Here is a 17,147-nt window from a genome sequence, read left to right on the forward strand (position 1 = left end):
AAACGCCCGGTTACATTCCGAACCCGGAAGCTAAGCCTTTCAGCGCCGATGGTACTGCAGGGGGGACCCTGTGGGAGAGTAGGACGCCGCCGAACAATCTTTATGGACCCTCGGTCCTGGCCAAAGCGCTGGGACCGAGGGTCTTTTTGTTTTTGGCGTGGTGCGCAACTCGCGGACGGGTACGAGAGACTGGCACTACAGCAGTACGAACGACAGGAGTCACGTCGATGTCCAACTCGCCCGAGGAACGGCCGGATCGGCCTGAGCGGCGCGCTCCGCGCCAGGGCGGCGACCGGGGTGAAAACCGCAGCGGCGGCCCCCGGCGCGAAGGCGACCGTGCCGGCGGTGGTTACCGCCGGCCCGACGACCGTCCGCGGGGGCGGTACGAGGACCGGGGTCGCGACGACCGGCGTGATGACCGCGGCGGCTACCGTCGCGATGACCGTCCGCGTTCTGACCGTCCCCGTGAGGACCGCCCGCGCGATGACCGTCCCCGTGACGACCGCGGTGGATTCCGCCGTGACGACCGCCCGCGCTACGACCGTCCCCGTGACGACCGTCGTGACGACCGTGGTGGGTTCCGTCGTGACGATCGTCCGCGTTCTGACCGTCCCCGTGAGGACCGTCCCCGCTTCGACCGACCGCGTGAGGATCGTCCCCGTGACGACCGTGGTGGGTTCCGTCGCGATGACCGCCCGCGTTCTGACCGTCCTCGGGAGGACCGCCCCCGCTTCGACCGACCGCGTGAGGATCGTCCCCGTGACGACCGTCGTGACGACCGCGGTGGGTTCCGTCGTGACGACCGGCCGCGCTACGACCGTCCCCGTGAGGATCGTCCCCGTGACGACCGTCGTGACGACCGCGGTGGGTTCCGTCGTGACGACCGGCCGCGCTACGACCGCCCCCGTGACGATCGTCCCCGCTTCGACCGACCGCGTGAGGATCGTCGTGACGACCGCGGTGGGTTCCGTCGTGACGATCGTCCCCGCTACGACCGTCCTCGTGAGGACCGTCCGCGCGATGACCGTCCCCGTGACGACCGCGGTGGGTTCCGTCGTGACGACCGGCCGCGCTACGACCGCCCCCGTGACGATCGTCCGCGCGACGACCGCCGTGACGGCCCGCCCCGTGGGCCGCGGCGGGACGACGACCGTGGCGGCTACCGCCGCGACGACCGCCGCGACGAGCGTCCCCGCGGCCCGCGTCGTGAGGACGATCGGGGCCAGGGCGGCCGCCGGCCGTACGTGCAGGGGCGTGGGCGGTTCGAGGACACCCGGGGCCGCGACGAGCGCCGTGAGGAGCGGGAGCCTGTCAAGCGGCTGCCGATCCCGGACGACGTCACGGGCCAGGAGATCGACCCCAGCGTGCGTCAGGAGCTGATGAGCCTGCCGAAGACGCTCGCCGAGGACGTCGCGCGGAACCTCGTCATGGTGGCGCGGCTGCTGGACGAGGACGCCGACCTGGCGTACGGCTACTCCAGGGTCGCGCTGCGACTCGCGTCCCGGGTCGCCGCCGTGCGTGAGGCGGCCGGGTTCGCCTCGTACGCGACGGAGCGGTATGCCGAGGCGCTGGCCGAGTTCCGCGCCTGCCGCCGGATGACGGGCACGGTCGACCTGTGGCCGGTCATGGCGGACTGCGAGCGCGGCATGGGGCGTCCGGAGCGCGCGCTGGAGATGGCGGGTGCTTCCGAGGTGCACAAGCTGGACCGCGCGGGTCAGGTGGAGATGCGCCTGGTGGCCGCCGGTGCCCGGCGTGACATGGGCCAGAACGACGCCGCCGTCGTCACCCTGCAGAGCCCCGAGCTGGCGTCCAACGCCGTGCACCCGTGGACGGCGCGGCTGCGCTACGCGTACGCCGACGCCCTGCTCGCGGCGGGTCGTGAGGACGAGGCGCGCGAGTGGTTCGCCAAGTCGCTGGAGGCCGACCAGAGCGGCAGCACGGACGCGTCCGACCGGCTGGCGCAGCTGGACGGCGTGGCCTTCGTGGACGCGCTGGACGACGCCGACGACGAGCAGCCGGCGGCGGATGAGGCCGCCGCGGAGGATCGCGACGGCGTCGCGGACGGCGCGGACAGCGTGGACGGCGGGAACGCCCCGGATGACGAGGTCACCGAGGCCGCTGAGGGCGAGGCCGGCGACGACGAGGGCCGCAAGGACCGCGAGGCCGGTGACGCCGGGGAGCCGGACGTCGACCTGACCGACGAGGCCGACCCGACGGCGTTCCTCGACGACCCGTTCAAGGAGCCCTCCAAGAACACCGAGGGCTGATAGCCGGTGACGAAGGGCGGCATCCGCATGACGCGGATGCCGCCCTTCGTGTTGTGCGGGGTCAGGCGGAGGTGCCGTCGAGCTCCAGGCTGCGCAGCACCAGGCCGGTCGCCGGTTTCGGGCCGAACGACGTCGACTTGCGCGGCATCGTCACGCCCTGCTTGGCGAGGTCGTGGACGACGCTCTCTCGCACGGGGTGGATGAGCACGGCGGTGCCGCCGAACTGCTCGGCGTGCTCGACCGCGGCCTCCGTGTCGTGGATGTAGTGGATGTGCTCGGGGGCGTCGGGCACTTCCCAGATCCGGTCGAGGAGCAGGCTGTGCAGCACGGTGGCGTCCAGTTGCCGCCACTCGTCGGGGCGGTCCGCCGGGACGGCCCGCGCGAGGGCCTCGGGGTCCGGCCGGTCCAGGAGGTGGAAGCGGCCGTCGCCGGTGAGCAGGAACGCGTTCCCCTCGGCGGCCGCGGCCTCCAGGGCGGCAAGGGCCTCCGGCAGGGGTCCCGGCAACTCCTGTACGCGGAAAGCCTCGCGGACCGCCTCGACGGCCCGCGCGACGGGCAGTTGCGGCAGCACGCGGTGGATGGCGCGGACCCGCAGCGGGTAGCGGGTGGTGTCGACCAGCAGCACCAGGCCGTAGTCCCACGGGCTCGGGGCCTCGTGCTCGGCCTGCAGCAGCAGGTAGGTGGCCCAGCGGTGGTGGCCGTCGGCGATGACGGCCTGGTGCCGGGACAGATCGGCGTCGACCGCCGCGATCGCCTGAGGATCGGTGATCGCCCACAGCCGGTGGTGGATGCCGTCCTCGGTCGTCGTGGCCAGCAAGGGCGGGTCCGCGACGGTGCGTTCGACGACCTCGGCCGCTTCCCCGTCGTCGCCCTGGTACGCCAGCAGCAGCGGTTCGAGGTTGGCGGCCGTGGCGCGCATGAGAGCCGCGCGGTCGGCGACCGGGCCGGGCATCACGTCCTCGTGCGGCAGCACGATCCGCTCCTCGGGCGGGGTCAGCCGCAGTGCGCCGATGAGGCCGCGCTGCACGTGATCACCCTCGCGCTGCTCGTACACGTACAGGGCGGGCTTGGGGTCGAGGGCCAGGACGCCCTCCTCCTGCCATTGGAACAGCGCCCAGGCGGCCTTGCGGTGCCGGCCGTCCGGGGGCTCGGCGGTGGGCAGGATGAGCCGCACGACGTTGTGCGGGTCGGCTGTCTCCAGGTGCCGCTGCCCCTCGGGCCGGACGACGACGTCGTACGGTGGCGAGGTGACCGCGGCCAGGCTGCCGACCCGCTCGGGGACGTAGCGGAGCGCGCGGAACGGCGCCAGCCGCAAGCCCCGTACAGCGGGTCCGGAATTGTTCATCCGGGCATGCTACGCGGGTCATGTCCGCGAAGTGCGCCGAGTGATCGACGACATACGAGGAGCGACCGCCCGATGAACCCCCGGACCGGCCCGGCCGGCAGTGAAAGGCCTCTTGACCAGGCGTACGACACGGCTCTGCTCGACCTCGACGGAGTGGTCTATGCGGGTGGTGACGCGATCGCGCACGCCGTCGAATCGCTCGGCGTGGCGCGGGAGCACGGCCTGCGCCTGGCATACGTGACCAACAACGCCGCCCGTACCCCACGGACCGTCGCGGAGCACCTGACGCGGCTCGGCGTGCCGGCCGAGGCCGGCGAGGTCATCACCTCCGCCCAGGCGGTGGCCCGGCTGATCGCGGATCAGGTCCCGGCAGGTGCGCGGGTGCTCGCGATCGGCGGCGAGGGACTCCTGGAGGCCTTGCGCGAACGCGGGCTCCAGCCGGTCGACTCGGCCGACGACGACCCCGCAGCGGTGGTGCAGGGATACTCGCCGGAGGTGGGGTGGGGGCAGCTCGCCGAGGCCGCGTACGCGGTCAACCGCGGTGTGCCGTGGTTCGCGTCCAACACCGACCTGACCATCCCGACCGCGCGCGGCACGGCACCGGGGAACGGCGCGCTCGTCGAGGTCGTCCGCATCGCGACGGGCGGCGACCCGCAGATCGCGGGCAAGCCGCTGCCGCCCATGCACCGCGAGACGGTGATCAGGACCGGCGCGCGGCGGCCGCTGGTGGTCGGCGACCGGCTCGACACGGATATCGAGGGCGCCCACGCGGGCGGCGTCGACTCGCTGCTGGTGCTCACCGGGGTCACCACCGCCGCGCTGCTGCTCGCCGCCCCGCCCGAGCACCGGCCCACCTATGTGGACGCGGACCTGCGCGGCCTGCTCACCTCGCAGCCCGAAGTCGAGGACGCCGGTGAGGGCGCCTACCGCTGCGGGGGCTGGACCGCCTCGGTGGGCGACGGGGCGCTGGTGCTGCACCGTGACGACGACGAAGGCGAACCCATGGACGGGCTGCGGGCGCTGTGCGCGGCGGCCTGGACCCGGGCCGGGGACGGCTCCTGCGACCTGGACGCGGGGAAGGCGCTGGACCGGCTGGGGCTCTAGCTAGAGGAGCTTGCGCAGCCGCAGCAGGTCGCGGAAGCCCGCCTCCAGCTTGACCCTGCCGCCGCCCCAGGCCTTCGCGAAGTGCAGCCTGCCGTCGACGAGCGCGACGAGGTCGTCTCCGGCCATGGTGAGCCTTATCTCGGCGCGTTCGGCCGGCAGGCCCTGCACGGTGACGACGTCCTGGATGCGGCCGTCCACGAGACGTCCCACGAAGGTGACGTCGAGATCGGTGATGCGGCAGCTGAGCGAGCGGTCGAGCGCGGCCGCGCTGTGCAGGTCGCCCTCGGCCCCGGCGAGGTTCTCGGACAGCCGCTCGAGCGCGCTGCGGCACTCCTCGATGGTCGCCATGGGCTGTGCGTCTCCCGTTCGGACGTCGTCTCTTGCTGGTGCTGATCGACCGTACCGCAGTGGACCGTCGGGGAGATGCGGCGCCATAGGCGGTAGCGTCGTGAGCAACGAAGTCTGGTGAACTGGCGAAGGCGAGGAGTGAGGGCGTATGCGGGACGCGTTGCGGACCTGTCTGCAGATCGCGGGCGGCCTGACCGAGGCCACCCGGCGACGGGCGGTCGGTGCGGCGAAGGAACTGCTCGACCAGACCGGGATAGACGTCGACGCGGTCCAGCGGAGCATCGGCGAGCGGATCCCGCCCGAGGTGCAGACGCTCGCGGACGAGCTGATGGCATCCGGACGGGCCAACCGCGACCTGCTCGTGGGGCTCATCCGGGAGGAGATCGACAAGGCGATGAGCCGGGTCGGGCGGCTCGCGGACGAGGTGACCAAGGTCGGTGTCGTCCTGGAGGCCCTGGAACGCCGCATCCGCAACCTGGAGGACGACGACCGTGAGCCGGCCTGGGCCGACGTGACGGACGACGAGCCGGACCCGGGCATGTACGTGCCGCCGCAGCCGCCGGTGGAGCACGCACCGGTCGACGGGCAGGCGCCGGCGTCCGCGCCCGCACCCGGGAGGAAGCCGGCGCGGAAGCCCGAACCGACGGGCGCCGCTGGGGTCACCCCGGTGGCGCGCAAGAACGCCGCGCCGGCGCACCCTCCGACGGCGTCCGAGGCGTCCGAGGCGTCCGAGGCGCCCGCGGCTCAGGAGCCGGTCGGGACCGCGGGTGCGGGGGCCGTCCCGGTCGCGCGCAAGAACGCGGCCCCGGCCAAGGCACCCGCGCCGAAGAAGGCGGCGCCTGCCGCCAGGAAGACCGCCCCCGCCAAGAAGGCGGCCCCGGCGAGGACCGCGGCCCCGGCGAAGAAGGCGGCGGCCTCCGGCACCGGCACCGGCTCCACGGCGAAGAAGGCCGCGCCCGCGGCCAGGAAGACCGCCGCGGCCACGCCGGCGAAGAAGACGGCACCCGCGGCGAAGAAGGCCACCCCGGCCACCGCCCCCGCCAAGAAGACCGCGGCGGCGTCCCGCACCTCCGCGCCCGCGCCCGCGAAGAAGACGGCCGCCACGAAGTCCACGGCCAAGACGGCCGCCCCGGCCAGGAAGGCCGCGCCCGCGAAGAAGACGGCGGCGCGCTCGCAGGAGGCGAAGGGACGTGACTGAGACCGGGCTCGAGGGCGTGGTCCCCGCGCCCGGACCGGAAGCCGCGGCAGGGGCCGGGACGGCCGCCGGGGCGCCGGCCCCGGCGGAGGCGGTCGGCGACGCCGGGCCGCGCCCACTGGGCGTCGTCCTGGACGCCACGGGGAATACCGAGGTGGACGCCGTCCTTGTCCGCCTGCAGGATGCCGACCTGCTTCCCACCGAGGACCACGTCGAGGTGTACGAGGATGTACACCGTGGGCTGCGCGACACGCTCACGAGACTCGACGACGACAACAGGAGCTGAACCTCACGTGGCACGACGCCGACTCGACGCCGAGCTGGTGCGCCGGAACCTCGCCCGCTCGCGGGAGCACGCCGGGCAGCTGATCGCCGACGGCCGGGTGACCGTGGGCGGGACGACCGCGACGAAGTCCGCGACGCAGGTGGAGACCAGCGCCGCGCTCGTCGTGGCAGAGGACGCCTCGGACCCGGACTACGTGTCCCGCGGTGGGCACAAGCTGGCGGGGGCGCTGGCGGCGTTCGTGCCGCTGGGGCTGCGGGTGGAGGGGCGCCGTGCGCTGGACGCCGGGGCGTCCACGGGCGGCTTCACCGACGTCCTGCTGCGCAACGGCGCGGCGCGCGTCGTCGCGGTCGACGTCGGCTACGGGCAGCTCGCGTGGTCGCTGCAGAGCGATGAACGCGTCACCGTGAAGGACCGTACCAACGTCCGCGAGTTGACGCTCGAGCAGATCGACGACCAGCCGGTGGACCTTGTCGTCGGCGACCTGTCCTTCATCCCGCTCGGGCTCGTCCTGCCCGCGCTCGTACGCTGCGCCGCGCCTGACGCGGACCTGGTCCTGATGGTCAAGCCGCAGTTCGAGGTGGGCAAGGAGCGACTGGGCAGCGGCGGTGTCGTCCGCAGCCCTCAGCTGCGCGCCGAGGCCGTACGACAGGTCGCCGGGCAGGCGGCCGCACTGGGACTGGGGGTGCTGGGCGTGACCGCGAGCCCGTTGCCGGGACCGTCGGGGAATGTGGAGTACTTTCTGTGGCTGCGCGCCGGGGCGCCCGAGCTCGACCCGGCGGATGTCGACCGCGCTGTGGCGGAGGGGCCCCGTTGAGTGAGACGCACGAGACACACGAGGTGCCCGGGACGTCCGGCCGCACCGTCTTCCTGCTCGCGCACACCGGGCGGCCGGCGGCCATCCGCAGCGCCGAACGGGTGGTCCAGGGACTGCGGCGCTGCGGCATCGGGGTCCGGGTGCTGGCCGAGGAGGCCGAGGACCTGACGCTGCCGGGCAACGGCGCGGTGCAGCGGGTGCAGGAGATCGGCCCGGAGACCGTCGCGGACTGCGAGCTGATCATCGTCCTGGGCGGTGACGGCACGCTGCTGCGGGGCGCGGAGTTCGCGCGGGCCTCCGGGGTGCCGATGCTGGGGGTCAACCTGGGCCGGGTCGGCTTCCTGGCGGAGGCCGAGCGCGACGACCTGGACAAGGTCGTCGACCGCGTGGTCACCCGCGACTACGAGGTCGAGGAGCGCATGACGATCGACGTCCTGGTGCGCAACGACGGCCGGGTCGTCCACACCGACTGGGCGCTGAACGAGGCGTCGGTGGAGAAGCAGGCGCGCGAGCGGCTGCTGGAGGTCGTCACCGAGGTCGACGGCCGTCCGGTCTCCCGCTTCGGCGGCGACGGGGTGGTGATGGCGACCCCGACCGGCTCGACCGCGTACGCCTTCTCGGCCGGCGGGCCGGTGGTCTGGCCCGAGGTCGAGGCGCTGCTGATGGTGCCGATCAGCGCGCACGCCCTCTTCGCCAAGCCGCTGGTGACCTCGCCGAGGTCGGTGCTGGCGGTGGAGGTGCAGCCGAAGACCCCGCACGGCGTGCTGTGGTGCGACGGGCGGCGCTCGGTGGACCTGCCGGCCGGGGCCCGTGTGGAGGTCCGGCGGGGGGCGGTGCCGGTCCGGCTGGCGCGGCTCCACCACGCTTCCTTCACTGATCGGCTGGTCGCGAAGTTCGCGCTGCCGGTGGCGGGCTGGCGGGGCGCGCCGCACTGAGTTTCCCCTCAGGGGTGAGGCCCGTCGCGCGGCGGCCCGCAAACCTCGTATGGTCGTATCCGTGTTGGAGGAAATGCGGATCCGGTCGCTGGGAGTCATCGAGGACGCCGTGGTGGAGCTGTCGCCCGGCTTCACGGCGGTGACCGGTGAGACCGGCGCGGGCAAGACCATGGTCGTCACGAGCCTCGGGTTGCTGCTGGGCGGTCGTGCCGATCCCGGTCTGGTCCGGATCGGGACGAAATCGGCGTCCGTCGAGGGACGGATCACCTTGGGTGCGGGCGCGCGCGCCGCCGTGCGGGCCGAGGAGGCGGGCGCCGAGCTGGACGACGGTGCGCTGCTGATCAGCCGTACCGTCTCCGCGGAGGGCCGTTCCAGGGCCTTCGTGGGCGGGCGCACGGTCCCCGTGGGGCTGCTGGGCGAGCTGGCGGACGAACTGGTGGCCGTCCACGGCCAGACCGACCAGCAGGGCCTGCTGCGGCCGGCCCGCCAGCGGGAGGCACTGGACCGGTACGCGGGCGACGCCGTCGCCGTGCCGCTGGCCAAGTACGCGGCCGCCTACCGGCGTGTGCGCGAGGTCGCGGGCGAGCTGGACGAGCTGACCACGCGGGCCCGCGAGCGGGCCCAGGAGGCGGACCTACTGCGCTTCGGCCTGGAGGAGGTCGCGGCCGCCGAACCGCTGCCCGGCGAGGACGCCGACCTGGCCGCCGAGGCGGAACGTCTCGGCCACGCCGAGGCGCTCGCGTCGGCCGCGGCCCTGGCGCACGCCGCGCTCGCGGGGAATCCCGAGGACCCGGAGGGTGTGGACGCCGGGATGCTGGTCGCGGGCGCCCAGCGCGCCCTGGAGGCCGTCCGCTCCCACGACCCGGCGCTGGCCGCGCTCTCCGACCGGATCGGCGAGATCGGCATCCTCCTCGGCGACGTCGCCGGTGAGCTCGCCGGGTACGCCGACGACCTGGACGCCGATCCGCGGCGGCTGGCGGCCGTGGAGGAGCGGCGGGCCGTCCTCGCCCACCTCACCCGCAAGTACGGGGACACCATCGACGCCGTCCTGGCGTGGGCCGAGCAGGGCGCGGCCCGGCTGGGCGAGCTGGACGGCGACGACGAGCGGATCGCGGAGCTGACGGCGGAGCGCGACGCGCTGCGCGCGGAGCTCGGCGACCTCGGCCAGGCACTCACCGACGCGCGCGCGGAGGCGGCGGAACGCTTCGCCGCGGCCGTCACGGCGGAACTCGCACAGCTCGCGATGCCGCACGCCCGCGTCGGCGTCGCCCTCCGGCAGACGGAGGACGCGGAGGGCATCGAGGTCGGCGGCCGCCGGGTCGCCTTCGGCGCGACCGGCGCGGACGAGGTCGAGCTGCAGCTCGCACCCCACCCCGGCGCTCCGCCCCGGCCCATCGCCAAGGGCGCGTCCGGAGGTGAGCTGTCCCGTGTGATGCTCGCCGTCGAGGTCGTCTTCGCCGGGTCGGACCCAGTGCCGACGTATCTGTTCGACGAGGTCGACGCGGGCGTCGGCGGCAAGGCGGCCGTCGAGGTCGGCCGGCGCCTGGCGCGCCTGGCGCGGACCGCGCAGGTCGTGGTCGTCACGCACCTGCCGCAGGTGGCCGCGTTCGCGGACCGGCAACTGCTGGTCGAGAAGACCAACGACGGGTCCGTCACGCGCAGCGGGGTGCGCGTCCTGGAGGGCGAGGAGCGCGTGCGGGAGCTCTCCCGGATGCTCGCCGGCCTGGAGGACTCGGAACTCGGCCGCGCCCACGCCGAGGAACTGCTGGCCGCCGCCCGCGAAGCACGCTGACGCGCGCCGGGGCCGCGGTACGGGGCGTGCGGCCCCGCCCGCTGCGCCCGGCGGCGCGCCGGCCGGGGTCGTGGGCCGGGTGACGCGCTGGTGCGGTTCGCCCCCGGGAGAGGCTTTCCGCCGGGCGCCGCAGGCACCGCCGTCCGGGACGCGCCCGCGCGTGCCACGCCCGACGGCGGGTACCCCGGCTTGCGGCTGCGGGGTCGGCGTGATGGGGGAGTGGGGGCACTCGTAAGGGTGGTCCCGCGTACGTGTGGCCGGGTGGGGGTGGGGCATCGCTCCCTGGATGGCCTATCGGCCTGGCATCCTTGAGGGAGCAGACCCGCCGCCCTCCGCACGATGCCGAGTCAGGAGCCCTACCCCGCGTGAGCAGTTCACCGAGCCCCTTGCACGGGCAGCTGCACGCCGTCCACGTGCTGGGCGAGACGGCGCGGGCCCATGTCGCCTCCGTGGCGGGTGGGTTGGTGGCGCGCGGCGTGCAGGTGACGGTCTGCGGGCCGGGCGAGGCGGAGGAGCGGTACGGATTCGGGTCCGCGGGGGCGCGGTTCGCGCCCGTCGAGATCACACGGCGCTCGCAGCCGAGGGCCGACGCGGCCGTGGTCACGGCGCTGCGGGCGGCGTGCGCCGGCGCGGACGTGGTGCACGCGCACGGGCTGCGGGCCGGACTGCTCGCCACGATGGCGCTCAGCGGGCGCCGTACGCCGCTCGTGGTGACCTGGCACGGCGCGGTGCTGGCCGAGGGGGCGCGGGGCCGGTTGCTGAGGCTGCTGGAGCGCCGGGTGGCGCGGGCGGCGGCGGTCGTGCTGGGCGCGTCGTCGGACCTGGTGGACCGGGCCCGTTCGGCCGGGGCCCGGGACGCCCGGCTCGGGCCGATCGGGGTGCCGGCGCCGCCGCGGGTCGCGCCGTCCGTGGAGGCGGTGGCGGAGGCGGAGCGGCGCCGGCAGAAGACCCGGGACGAGTTCGCCGTGGGCGAGCGGCCGTTGCTGCTCGCCGTGGGCCGTCTGGAGCCGCGCAAGGGGTACCACCTGCTGCTGGACGCGGCCCACGGCTGGGCGGGAGCGGCCCCGGCGCCGCTGCTGGTCGTCGCGGGCGAGGGCTCGCTGCGTGAGGAGCTCCAGGAGCGGATCGACGTCGAGGAGCTGCCGGTGCGGCTGCTCGGCCGCCGTGACGACGTGCCCGAACTCCTGGCCGCCGCCGACGTGGTGGTGCTGCCGTCGCGCTGGGAGGGGCGCTCGCTGATCGCGCAGGAGGCGCTGCACGCGGGGGCACCGCTGGTGGCGACCTCCGTCGGTGGCACGCCCGAACTCGTCGGCGAGGCGGCGGTGCTGGTGCCGTACGGGAATCCGAAGACGCTCGCCGACACCGTCACGCGTCTGCTGGGGGACCCGGCACGGCGTGCGGGGCTGGCCGCGGCCGGCCCCGCGCAGGCCGCCACTTGGCCGACCGAGGATGACACGGTCGCCCAAGTGCTCAGCATCTACGACGAGTTGACGTCCTGCTGAAGGCCGCCGCAGACGACGGCCCGGTGGTCAGCCGCCGTACGCGCCGCTCGCGGTGAGCCGCAGCGCCGTGTCGATCAGCGGCACGTGGCTGAAGGCCTGCGGGAAGTTGCCGACCTGCCGCTGCAGCCGCGGGTCCCACTCCTCGGCCAGCAGGCCGAGGTCATTGCGGAGCGCCAGCAGCTTCTCGAAGAGCCTGCGGGCCTCGTCGACCCGGCCGATCATGGCGAGGTCGTCGGCGAGCCAGAACGAGCAGGCGAGGAAGGCTCCCTCGTCACCGGGCAGGCCGTCCAGGTTCTCGCCGCCGGGCGGGGCGTCGGTCGGGTAGCGCAGCACGAAGCCGTCCTCGGTGGACAGCTCCCGCTGGATCGCCTCGATGGTGCCGATCACGCGCTTGTCGTCCGGCGGCAGGAAGCCCACCTGCGGGATGAGCAGCAGCGAGGCGTCCAGCTCGCGCGAGCCGTAGGACTGCGTGAAGGTGTTGCGTTCCTTGTCGTAGCCCTTGTCGCACACGTCGCGGTGGATCTCGTCGCGCAGCTCGCGCCAGCGCTCCAGCGGGCCGTCGACCTCGCCGGACTCGATGAGCTTGACGGTGCGGTCGACGGCGACCCAGGCCATGACCTTGGAGTGGACGAAGTGCCGGCGCGGGCCGCGGACCTCCCAGATGCCCTCGTCCGGCTCGTCCCAGTGGTCCTCCAGGTACTGGATGAGCCGGATCTGCAGCAGCGAGGCGTAGTCGTTGCGGGCCAGGCCGGTCATGTGCGCCAGGTGCAGGGCCTCGGTGACCTCGCCGTAGACGTCGAGCTGCAGTTGGTGGGCCGCGCCGTTGCCGACCCGCACCGGGATCGAGCCCTCGTAGCCGGGCAGCCAGTCCAGCTCGGTCTCGCCGAGCTCGCGCTCACCGGCGATGCCGTACATGATCTGCAGGTTCTCCGGGTCGCCCGCGACCGCGCGCAGCAGCCACTCGCGCCAGGCGCGGGCCTCGTCGCGGTAGCCGGTGCGCAGCAGGGAGGACAGGGTGATCGCCGCGTCGCGCAGCCAGGTGAAGCGGTAGTCCCAGTTGCGGACGCCGCCGATGTCCTCGGGCAGCGAGGTGGTGGGGGCGGCGACGATGCCGCCGGTCGGCCCGTACGTCAGGGCCTTGAGCGTGATCAGGGAGCGGACCACGGCGTCCCGGTAGGGGCCGTGGTAGGTGCACTGGGCGACCCACTCGCGCCAGAAGTCCTCGGTGGCCTCCAGCGACGCCTCGGGCTCGGCGAGCGGGGGCGGCTCCTTGTGCGAGGGCTGCCAGCTGATGGTGAAGGCGATGCGGTCGCCGGGCGACACCGTGAAGTCGGCGTACGTGGTGAGGTCCTTGCCGTACGTCTCGACATCGGTGTCGTGCCAGACGGAGTCGGGGCCGGCGACGGCGACGGTGCGCTCGCCCACCTTGTGCACCCAGGGCACGACCCAGCCGTAACTGAAGCGCATGCGCAGCGCGGACCGCATCGGGACCCGTCCGCTGACACCCTCGACGATCCGGATCAGCTGGGGGGCGCCGTCACGCGGCGGCATGAAGTCGATCACGCGGACCGTGCCGCGGGGGGTGTCCCACTCGGACTCCAGCACCAGGGAGTCGCCCCGGTAGCGGCGCCGGGTGGCGGCCGGGGAAGGGGTGCCGTTCGCGTGGGCGGGGCCGAGCCGCCAGTAGCCGTGCTCCTCCGTGCCGAGCAGGCCCGCGAAGATCGCGGGGGAGTCGAAGCGGGGCAGGCACAGCCAGTCGACCGTGCCGTCCCGGCACACCAGGGCGGCGGTCTGCATATCGCCGATGAGTGCGTAATCCTCGATACGCCCGGCCACGTAGGTCTCCCAGTCGAACGACGGCGGCGCCCCTTGGGACTGGGGCGGTGATTGCGGTCTGTGGATCTGTCGACGAGCTCTTTCCCGGGAGCGGGCGGGGTAGTGCCGTGCCGGTTCACTCGCATCGAATCGATGTGTCCGAGCAGGATACGACGTCAACGCGGGCTGTGCGGAAGACCTGACCGCCCCGCTGGGCCGGTCGGGTGCATTTTGTCGTACCAAACTCCCGGTGACCGTATTTTCGGCAGAGAGCCGTCCGCGCCGTCTGGTGCGCGTCACTGATACCCTGGTAGCCCGTGGGCCGGTGGCCTGAACCACTGAACCGCCGCGACGACACCCCTCTTCACCACCATGGTGCCGTCCCGACCACCACCTCGCGACCACGGGAGCCCCCTGTTGGCACTGCCGCCCAAATCCACGACGACCAAGCACCTCTTCGTCACGGGGGGTGTCGCCTCCTCGCTCGGCAAGGGCCTGACCGCCTCGAGCCTCGGCGCACTGCTCAAGGCCCGGGGTCTGCGCGTCACCATGCAGAAGCTCGACCCGTACCTCAACGTGGACCCGGGCACGATGAACCCCTTCCAGCACGGTGAGGTGTTCGTCACGGACGACGGCGCCGAGACCGACCTGGACATCGGCCACTACGAGCGCTTCCTGGACGTGAACCTCGCCGGCTCGGCCAACGTCACGACCGGCCAGGTCTACTCCTCGGTGATCGCCAAGGAGCGGCGGGGCGAGTACCTCGGCGACACCGTGCAGGTCATCCCGCACATCACCAACGAGATCAAGTCCCGCATCCGGCGCATGGCGACCGAGGACGTGGACGTGGTGATCACGGAGGTCGGCGGCACCGTCGGCGACATCGAGTCGCTGCCCTTCCTGGAGTCCGTGCGGCAGGTCCGGCACGAGGTCGGCCGGGACAACGTCTTTGTGATGCACATCTCACTGCTCCCCTACATCGGCCCCTCCGGCGAGCTGAAGACGAAGCCGACCCAGCACTCCGTGGCGGCGCTGCGCAGCATCGGCATCCAGCCCGACGCGATCGTGCTGCGCGCCGACCGCGACGTGCCGACGTCCATCAAGCGCAAGATCTCGCTGATGTGCGACGTCGACGAGGAGGCCGTGGTCGCCGCGATCGACGCCCCGTCGATCTACGACATCCCCAAGGTGCTGCACACCGAGGGCCTGGACGCGTACGTCGTCCGCAAGCTGAACCTGCCCTTCAGGGACGTCGACTGGACGCAGTGGGACGACCTGCTGGGCCGGGTCCACCAGCCCGAGCACGAGGTGAAGGTCGCCCTCGTCGGCAAGTACATCGACCTGCCCGACGCCTACCTGTCGGTGACCGAGGCGCTGCGCGCCGGCGGCTTCGCCAACAACGCCAAGGTCAACATCAAGTGGGTGACCTCGGACGACTGCAAGACCCCGGCCGGCGCGGCCCGTCAGCTCGGGGACGTCGACGCGGTCTGCGTGCCCGGCGGCTTCGGCGACCGCGGCGTGGAGGGCAAGGTCTCGGCGATCACCTACGCCCGGGAGAACCGCATCCCGCTGCTGGGCCTGTGCCTCGGCCTGCAGTGCGTGGTCATCGAGGCGGCCCGCAGCCTGGCCGGCATCCCGGACGCCAACTCCACCGAGTTCGACCCGGCGACCTCGCACCCGGTGATCTCCACCATGGCCGAGCAGCTCGACATCGTCGCCGGCCAGGGCGACCTCGGCGGCACCATGCGGCTGGGCCTGTACCCGGCGAAGCTCGCCGAGGGCTCCATCGTCCGCGAGGTCTACGGCGGCGAGCCCTACGTCGAGGAGCGGCACCGCCACCGTTACGAGGTGAACAACGCCTACCGCGGCGAGCTGGAGAAGAAGGCCGGTCTGCAGTTCTCCGGCACCTCCCCGGACAACACCCTGGTCGAGTACGTCGAGTACCCCCGCGACGTGCACCCCTACCTGGTGGCCACCCAGGCGCACCCCGAGCTCAAGTCGCGCCCGACCCGCCCGCACCCCCTGTTCGCGGGTCTGGTCGCGGCCGCGGTCGAGCGCCTCAAGGGTTGATCGATACGGTTGCCGGGGCGGGTCGGCGTACGGCCCGCCCCGGCACCGCGTACGGAGGGCACCATGCTGAAGGACAGTCCCGAGGAGTGGCGGGTCACCGCCACCGCCACCCCCTTCACCGGGAAGAAGACCAGCGTCCGCACCGATGACGTCGTCATGCCCGACGGCAGCGTGGCCCGGCGCGACTACCAGGTCCACCCCGGCTCGGTGGCCGTGCTCGCCCTCGACGACCGGGACCGGGTCCTGGTCCTCAAGCAGTACCGCCACCCGGTGCGGATGAAGCTCTGGGAGATCCCCGCGGGGCTGCTCGACGTCCCCGGTGAGAACCCGCTGCACGCCGCACAGCGCGAGCTGTACGAGGAGGCGCACGTCAAGGCGGAGGACTGGCGGGTGCTCACCGACGTGTACACCACGCCGGGCGGCTGCGACGAGGCCGTGCGGATCTTCCTGGCCCGGGGCCTGTCCGAGGTGGAGGGCGACCGCTTCGAGGTGTCGGAGGAAGAGGCCGACATGGAGTTCGCCCGGGTCCCGGTGGACGAGCTGGTCCGCGGCGTCCTCGCGGGGGAGCTGCACAACAACTGCCTCGTGGTCGGCGTGCTCTCGCTGCAGGCCGCCCGGGCCGGTGACGGCCTGGAGGCGCTGCGCCCGGCCGAGGCCGAGTGGCCCGCGCGCCCGTTCTCCGCGTGACCCGTTCGGTCTGACCATCCGATCGTCCGAGAGGGTGATCATTGGCCGGATCCGCCGCGTCGCGTAGGGGGGTTGGACCCCCGCCGTGAACTAGGCTCATGCCGTTCGTAGGAGAACGGGAGTGGGCCCGTGGCGGATCACGTGCTGGACGCCGACGCATCGGCGGCGGCCTCTGACGACGGCCCGCGGGAGCCGGCGTCGCGGACCACGGCACACGGCACGTTGCCCCCCGGCCTGCCGGGATTCTTCGGCCGCCGCCGAGAGCTCGAGGAACTGCGCGCCGACATCGACCGGCCGGGCCTGGCGGCCCTGCGCGGCCAGACGCCCGACGGGAGCCGGGTGCTCCTCGTGGCCGGCCGGCCCGGCTCGGGACGCACGGCGCTGGCCGTACGGCTCGCCCACGAGGTGGCCGACCGCTACCCCGGCGGTCAGTTCTACGTACGGCTCAGCGAGAACGACGGCCGTCCCGTGCCGCCCGAGCACTCCGCACGCGCCCTGCTGCGCGCGATGGGCGTCGAGGCCGAGCCGGCCGCGGAGCCCGAGGAACTGCTCGCCGCGCTGCGCACCGCGCTGAACGGACGCAAGGCCGTCGTCGTCCTGGACGACGTCGTCGACTCCCGGCAGCTGCTGGACCTGATGCCCAAGGGCTCGGGGAACCTGCTGGTCGCCACGGCCGAGGGGCCGCTGCCCGGTGTCCACGACGTGCGCCCGTGCACCCTGGGCGGGCTCGACCCGGCGGCGTGCGTCGACCTGCTGGCCGAGGCCGTGGGGCGGGTGCGGATCACCAACGACCCCCGGGCCGCGGAGGGCCTGGCCCAGGAGTGCGGGGGCCACCCCGCGGCGCTGCGGCTCGTCGCTGCGTGGCTCGCCGCCCAGCCCCGTACCTCCGTCGCCGAGGCCACGCGGCGGCTGCACGCCGAGGCCGCCGAGCCCGCGCCGGGACCGGCCGCCGCCGCGGTCTCCGGCGGCGGCGCGGACACCCGGGGC

The 17,147-nt window shown here is 73.6% G+C and carries 15 protein-coding genes and 1 rRNA gene; 13 read left to right on the top strand and 3 right to left on the bottom strand.

Annotated elements, in window-relative coordinates:
• From rrf to PV342_RS40190, 3 genes are all read left to right on the top strand, one after another.
• Positions 1-95: ribosomal RNA gene (gene rrf / locus PV342_RS40180) — 5S ribosomal RNA — on the top strand; the annotation flags it as partial.
• A 7-nt stretch (positions 96-102) separates the two neighbouring features.
• Positions 103-1,380 (top strand): hypothetical protein, encoded by a 1,278-nt coding sequence (locus PV342_RS40185; protein ID WP_500321097.1) that lies wholly within the window; start codon positions 103-105, stop codon positions 1,378-1,380.
• Complete coding sequence (locus PV342_RS40190; RefSeq protein ID WP_386995400.1) at positions 1,365-2,267, top strand: tetratricopeptide repeat protein; 903 nt, start codon at positions 1,365-1,367, stop codon at positions 2,265-2,267. The genes PV342_RS40185 and PV342_RS40190 overlap by 16 nt, the downstream gene beginning before the upstream one ends.
• A 61-nt stretch (positions 2,268-2,328) precedes the next feature.
• On the opposite strand, the gene PV342_RS40195 is transcribed toward PV342_RS40190, so the two are convergent.
• Positions 2,329-3,612: a DUF1015 domain-containing protein gene (locus PV342_RS40195; RefSeq protein ID WP_400806609.1), complete on the bottom strand. Its 1,284-nt coding sequence runs from the start codon at positions 3,610-3,612 to the stop codon at positions 2,329-2,331.
• A 72-nt stretch (positions 3,613-3,684) separates the two neighbouring features.
• Here PV342_RS40195 and PV342_RS40200 point away from each other — a divergent pair, with 72 nt between their 5' ends.
• Positions 3,685-4,716, top strand: coding sequence for an HAD-IIA family hydrolase (locus PV342_RS40200; protein WP_386995396.1), 1,032 nt, complete (start codon positions 3,685-3,687; stop codon positions 4,714-4,716).
• On the opposite strand, the gene PV342_RS40205 is transcribed toward PV342_RS40200, so the two are convergent.
• Positions 4,717-5,064: a sterol-binding protein gene (locus PV342_RS40205; RefSeq protein ID WP_361010246.1), complete on the bottom strand. Its 348-nt coding sequence runs from the start codon at positions 5,062-5,064 to the stop codon at positions 4,717-4,719.
• Positions 5,065-5,212: 148 nt separating this feature from the next.
• Between PV342_RS40205 and PV342_RS40210 the strand changes: the two genes are divergently transcribed.
• The 6 genes from PV342_RS40210 (at position 5,213) to PV342_RS40235 (ending at position 11,588) form a co-directional block, all read left to right on the top strand.
• Positions 5,213-6,262, top strand: coding sequence for a histone (locus tag PV342_RS40210; protein WP_500321100.1), 1,050 nt, complete (start codon positions 5,213-5,215; stop codon positions 6,260-6,262).
• Positions 6,255-6,545 carry a hypothetical protein gene (locus PV342_RS40215; protein WP_018558899.1) on the top strand — a complete coding sequence of 97 codons (291 nt, stop codon included), beginning with the start codon at positions 6,255-6,257 and terminating at the stop codon, positions 6,543-6,545. The genes PV342_RS40210 and PV342_RS40215 overlap by 8 nt, the downstream gene beginning before the upstream one ends.
• A 7-nt stretch (positions 6,546-6,552) precedes the next feature.
• Positions 6,553-7,359: a TlyA family RNA methyltransferase gene (locus PV342_RS40220; protein WP_386995394.1), complete on the top strand. Its 807-nt coding sequence runs from the start codon at positions 6,553-6,555 to the stop codon at positions 7,357-7,359.
• Complete coding sequence (locus tag PV342_RS40225) at positions 7,356-8,294, top strand: NAD kinase (protein WP_202471091.1); 939 nt, start codon at positions 7,356-7,358, stop codon at positions 8,292-8,294. The genes PV342_RS40220 and PV342_RS40225 overlap by 4 nt, the downstream gene beginning before the upstream one ends.
• Before the next feature lie 49 nt (positions 8,295-8,343).
• A complete protein-coding gene (recN, locus tag PV342_RS40230) occupies positions 8,344-10,086 on the top strand; it encodes a DNA repair protein RecN (RefSeq protein ID WP_026250969.1) in 1,743 nt (580 codons plus the stop codon).
• Between the two features lie 365 nt (positions 10,087-10,451).
• Positions 10,452-11,588, top strand: coding sequence for a glycosyltransferase family 4 protein (locus tag PV342_RS40235; protein ID WP_400806622.1), 1,137 nt, complete (start codon positions 10,452-10,454; stop codon positions 11,586-11,588).
• Positions 11,589-11,615: 27 nt separating this feature from the next.
• Here the strand turns inward: PV342_RS40235 and PV342_RS40240 are convergent, their stop codons facing one another.
• Positions 11,616-13,424, bottom strand: a complete 1,809-nt coding sequence (locus PV342_RS40240; protein ID WP_329188641.1) for a glycoside hydrolase family 15 protein — start codon at positions 13,422-13,424, stop codon at positions 11,616-11,618.
• A 402-nt stretch (positions 13,425-13,826) separates the two neighbouring features.
• Between PV342_RS40240 and pyrG the strand changes: the two genes are divergently transcribed.
• The 3 genes from pyrG to PV342_RS40255 form a co-directional block, all read left to right on the top strand.
• A complete protein-coding gene (pyrG, locus tag PV342_RS40245; RefSeq protein ID WP_106434926.1) occupies positions 13,827-15,473 on the top strand; it encodes a CTP synthase in 1,647 nt (548 codons plus the stop codon).
• A 63-nt stretch (positions 15,474-15,536) separates the two neighbouring features.
• On the top strand, positions 15,537-16,160 hold the full coding sequence (locus PV342_RS40250) for an NUDIX domain-containing protein (RefSeq protein ID WP_400806625.1): 624 nt from the start codon (positions 15,537-15,539) through the stop codon (positions 16,158-16,160).
• 129 nt (positions 16,161-16,289) lie between these two features.
• Positions 16,290-17,147, top strand: an 858-nt coding sequence (locus PV342_RS40255) for an AAA family ATPase (RefSeq protein ID WP_500321104.1), incomplete at its 3' end; no start/stop codon positions are given.

The sequence above is a fragment of the Streptomyces sp. PA03-3a genome, assembly GCF_033792735.1.
GTDB lineage: Bacteria > Actinomycetota > Actinomycetes > Streptomycetales > Streptomycetaceae > Actinacidiphila.

Bases quoted from the DNA above. Each gene is read 5' to 3' on its own strand.
- PV342_RS40200 (WP_386995396.1), top strand. From the start codon at position 3,685: ATGAACCCCCGGACCGGCCCGGCCGGCAGTGAAAGGCCTCTTGACCAG.
- PV342_RS40185 (WP_500321097.1), top strand. From the start codon at position 103: ATGGACCCTCGGTCCTGGCCAAAGCGCTGGGACCGAGGGTCTTTTTGT.
- PV342_RS40205 (WP_361010246.1), bottom strand. From the start codon at position 5,064: ATGGCGACCATCGAGGAGTGCCGCAGCGCGCTCGAGCGGCTGTCCGAG.
- PV342_RS40195 (WP_400806609.1), bottom strand. From the start codon at position 3,612: ATGAACAATTCCGGACCCGCTGTACGGGGCTTGCGGCTGGCGCCGTTC.
- PV342_RS40250 (WP_400806625.1), top strand. From the start codon at position 15,537: ATGCTGAAGGACAGTCCCGAGGAGTGGCGGGTCACCGCCACCGCCACC.
- PV342_RS40210 (WP_500321100.1), top strand. From the start codon at position 5,213: ATGCGGGACGCGTTGCGGACCTGTCTGCAGATCGCGGGCGGCCTGACC.
- recN (WP_026250969.1), top strand. From the start codon at position 8,344: ATGGTCGTATCCGTGTTGGAGGAAATGCGGATCCGGTCGCTGGGAGTC.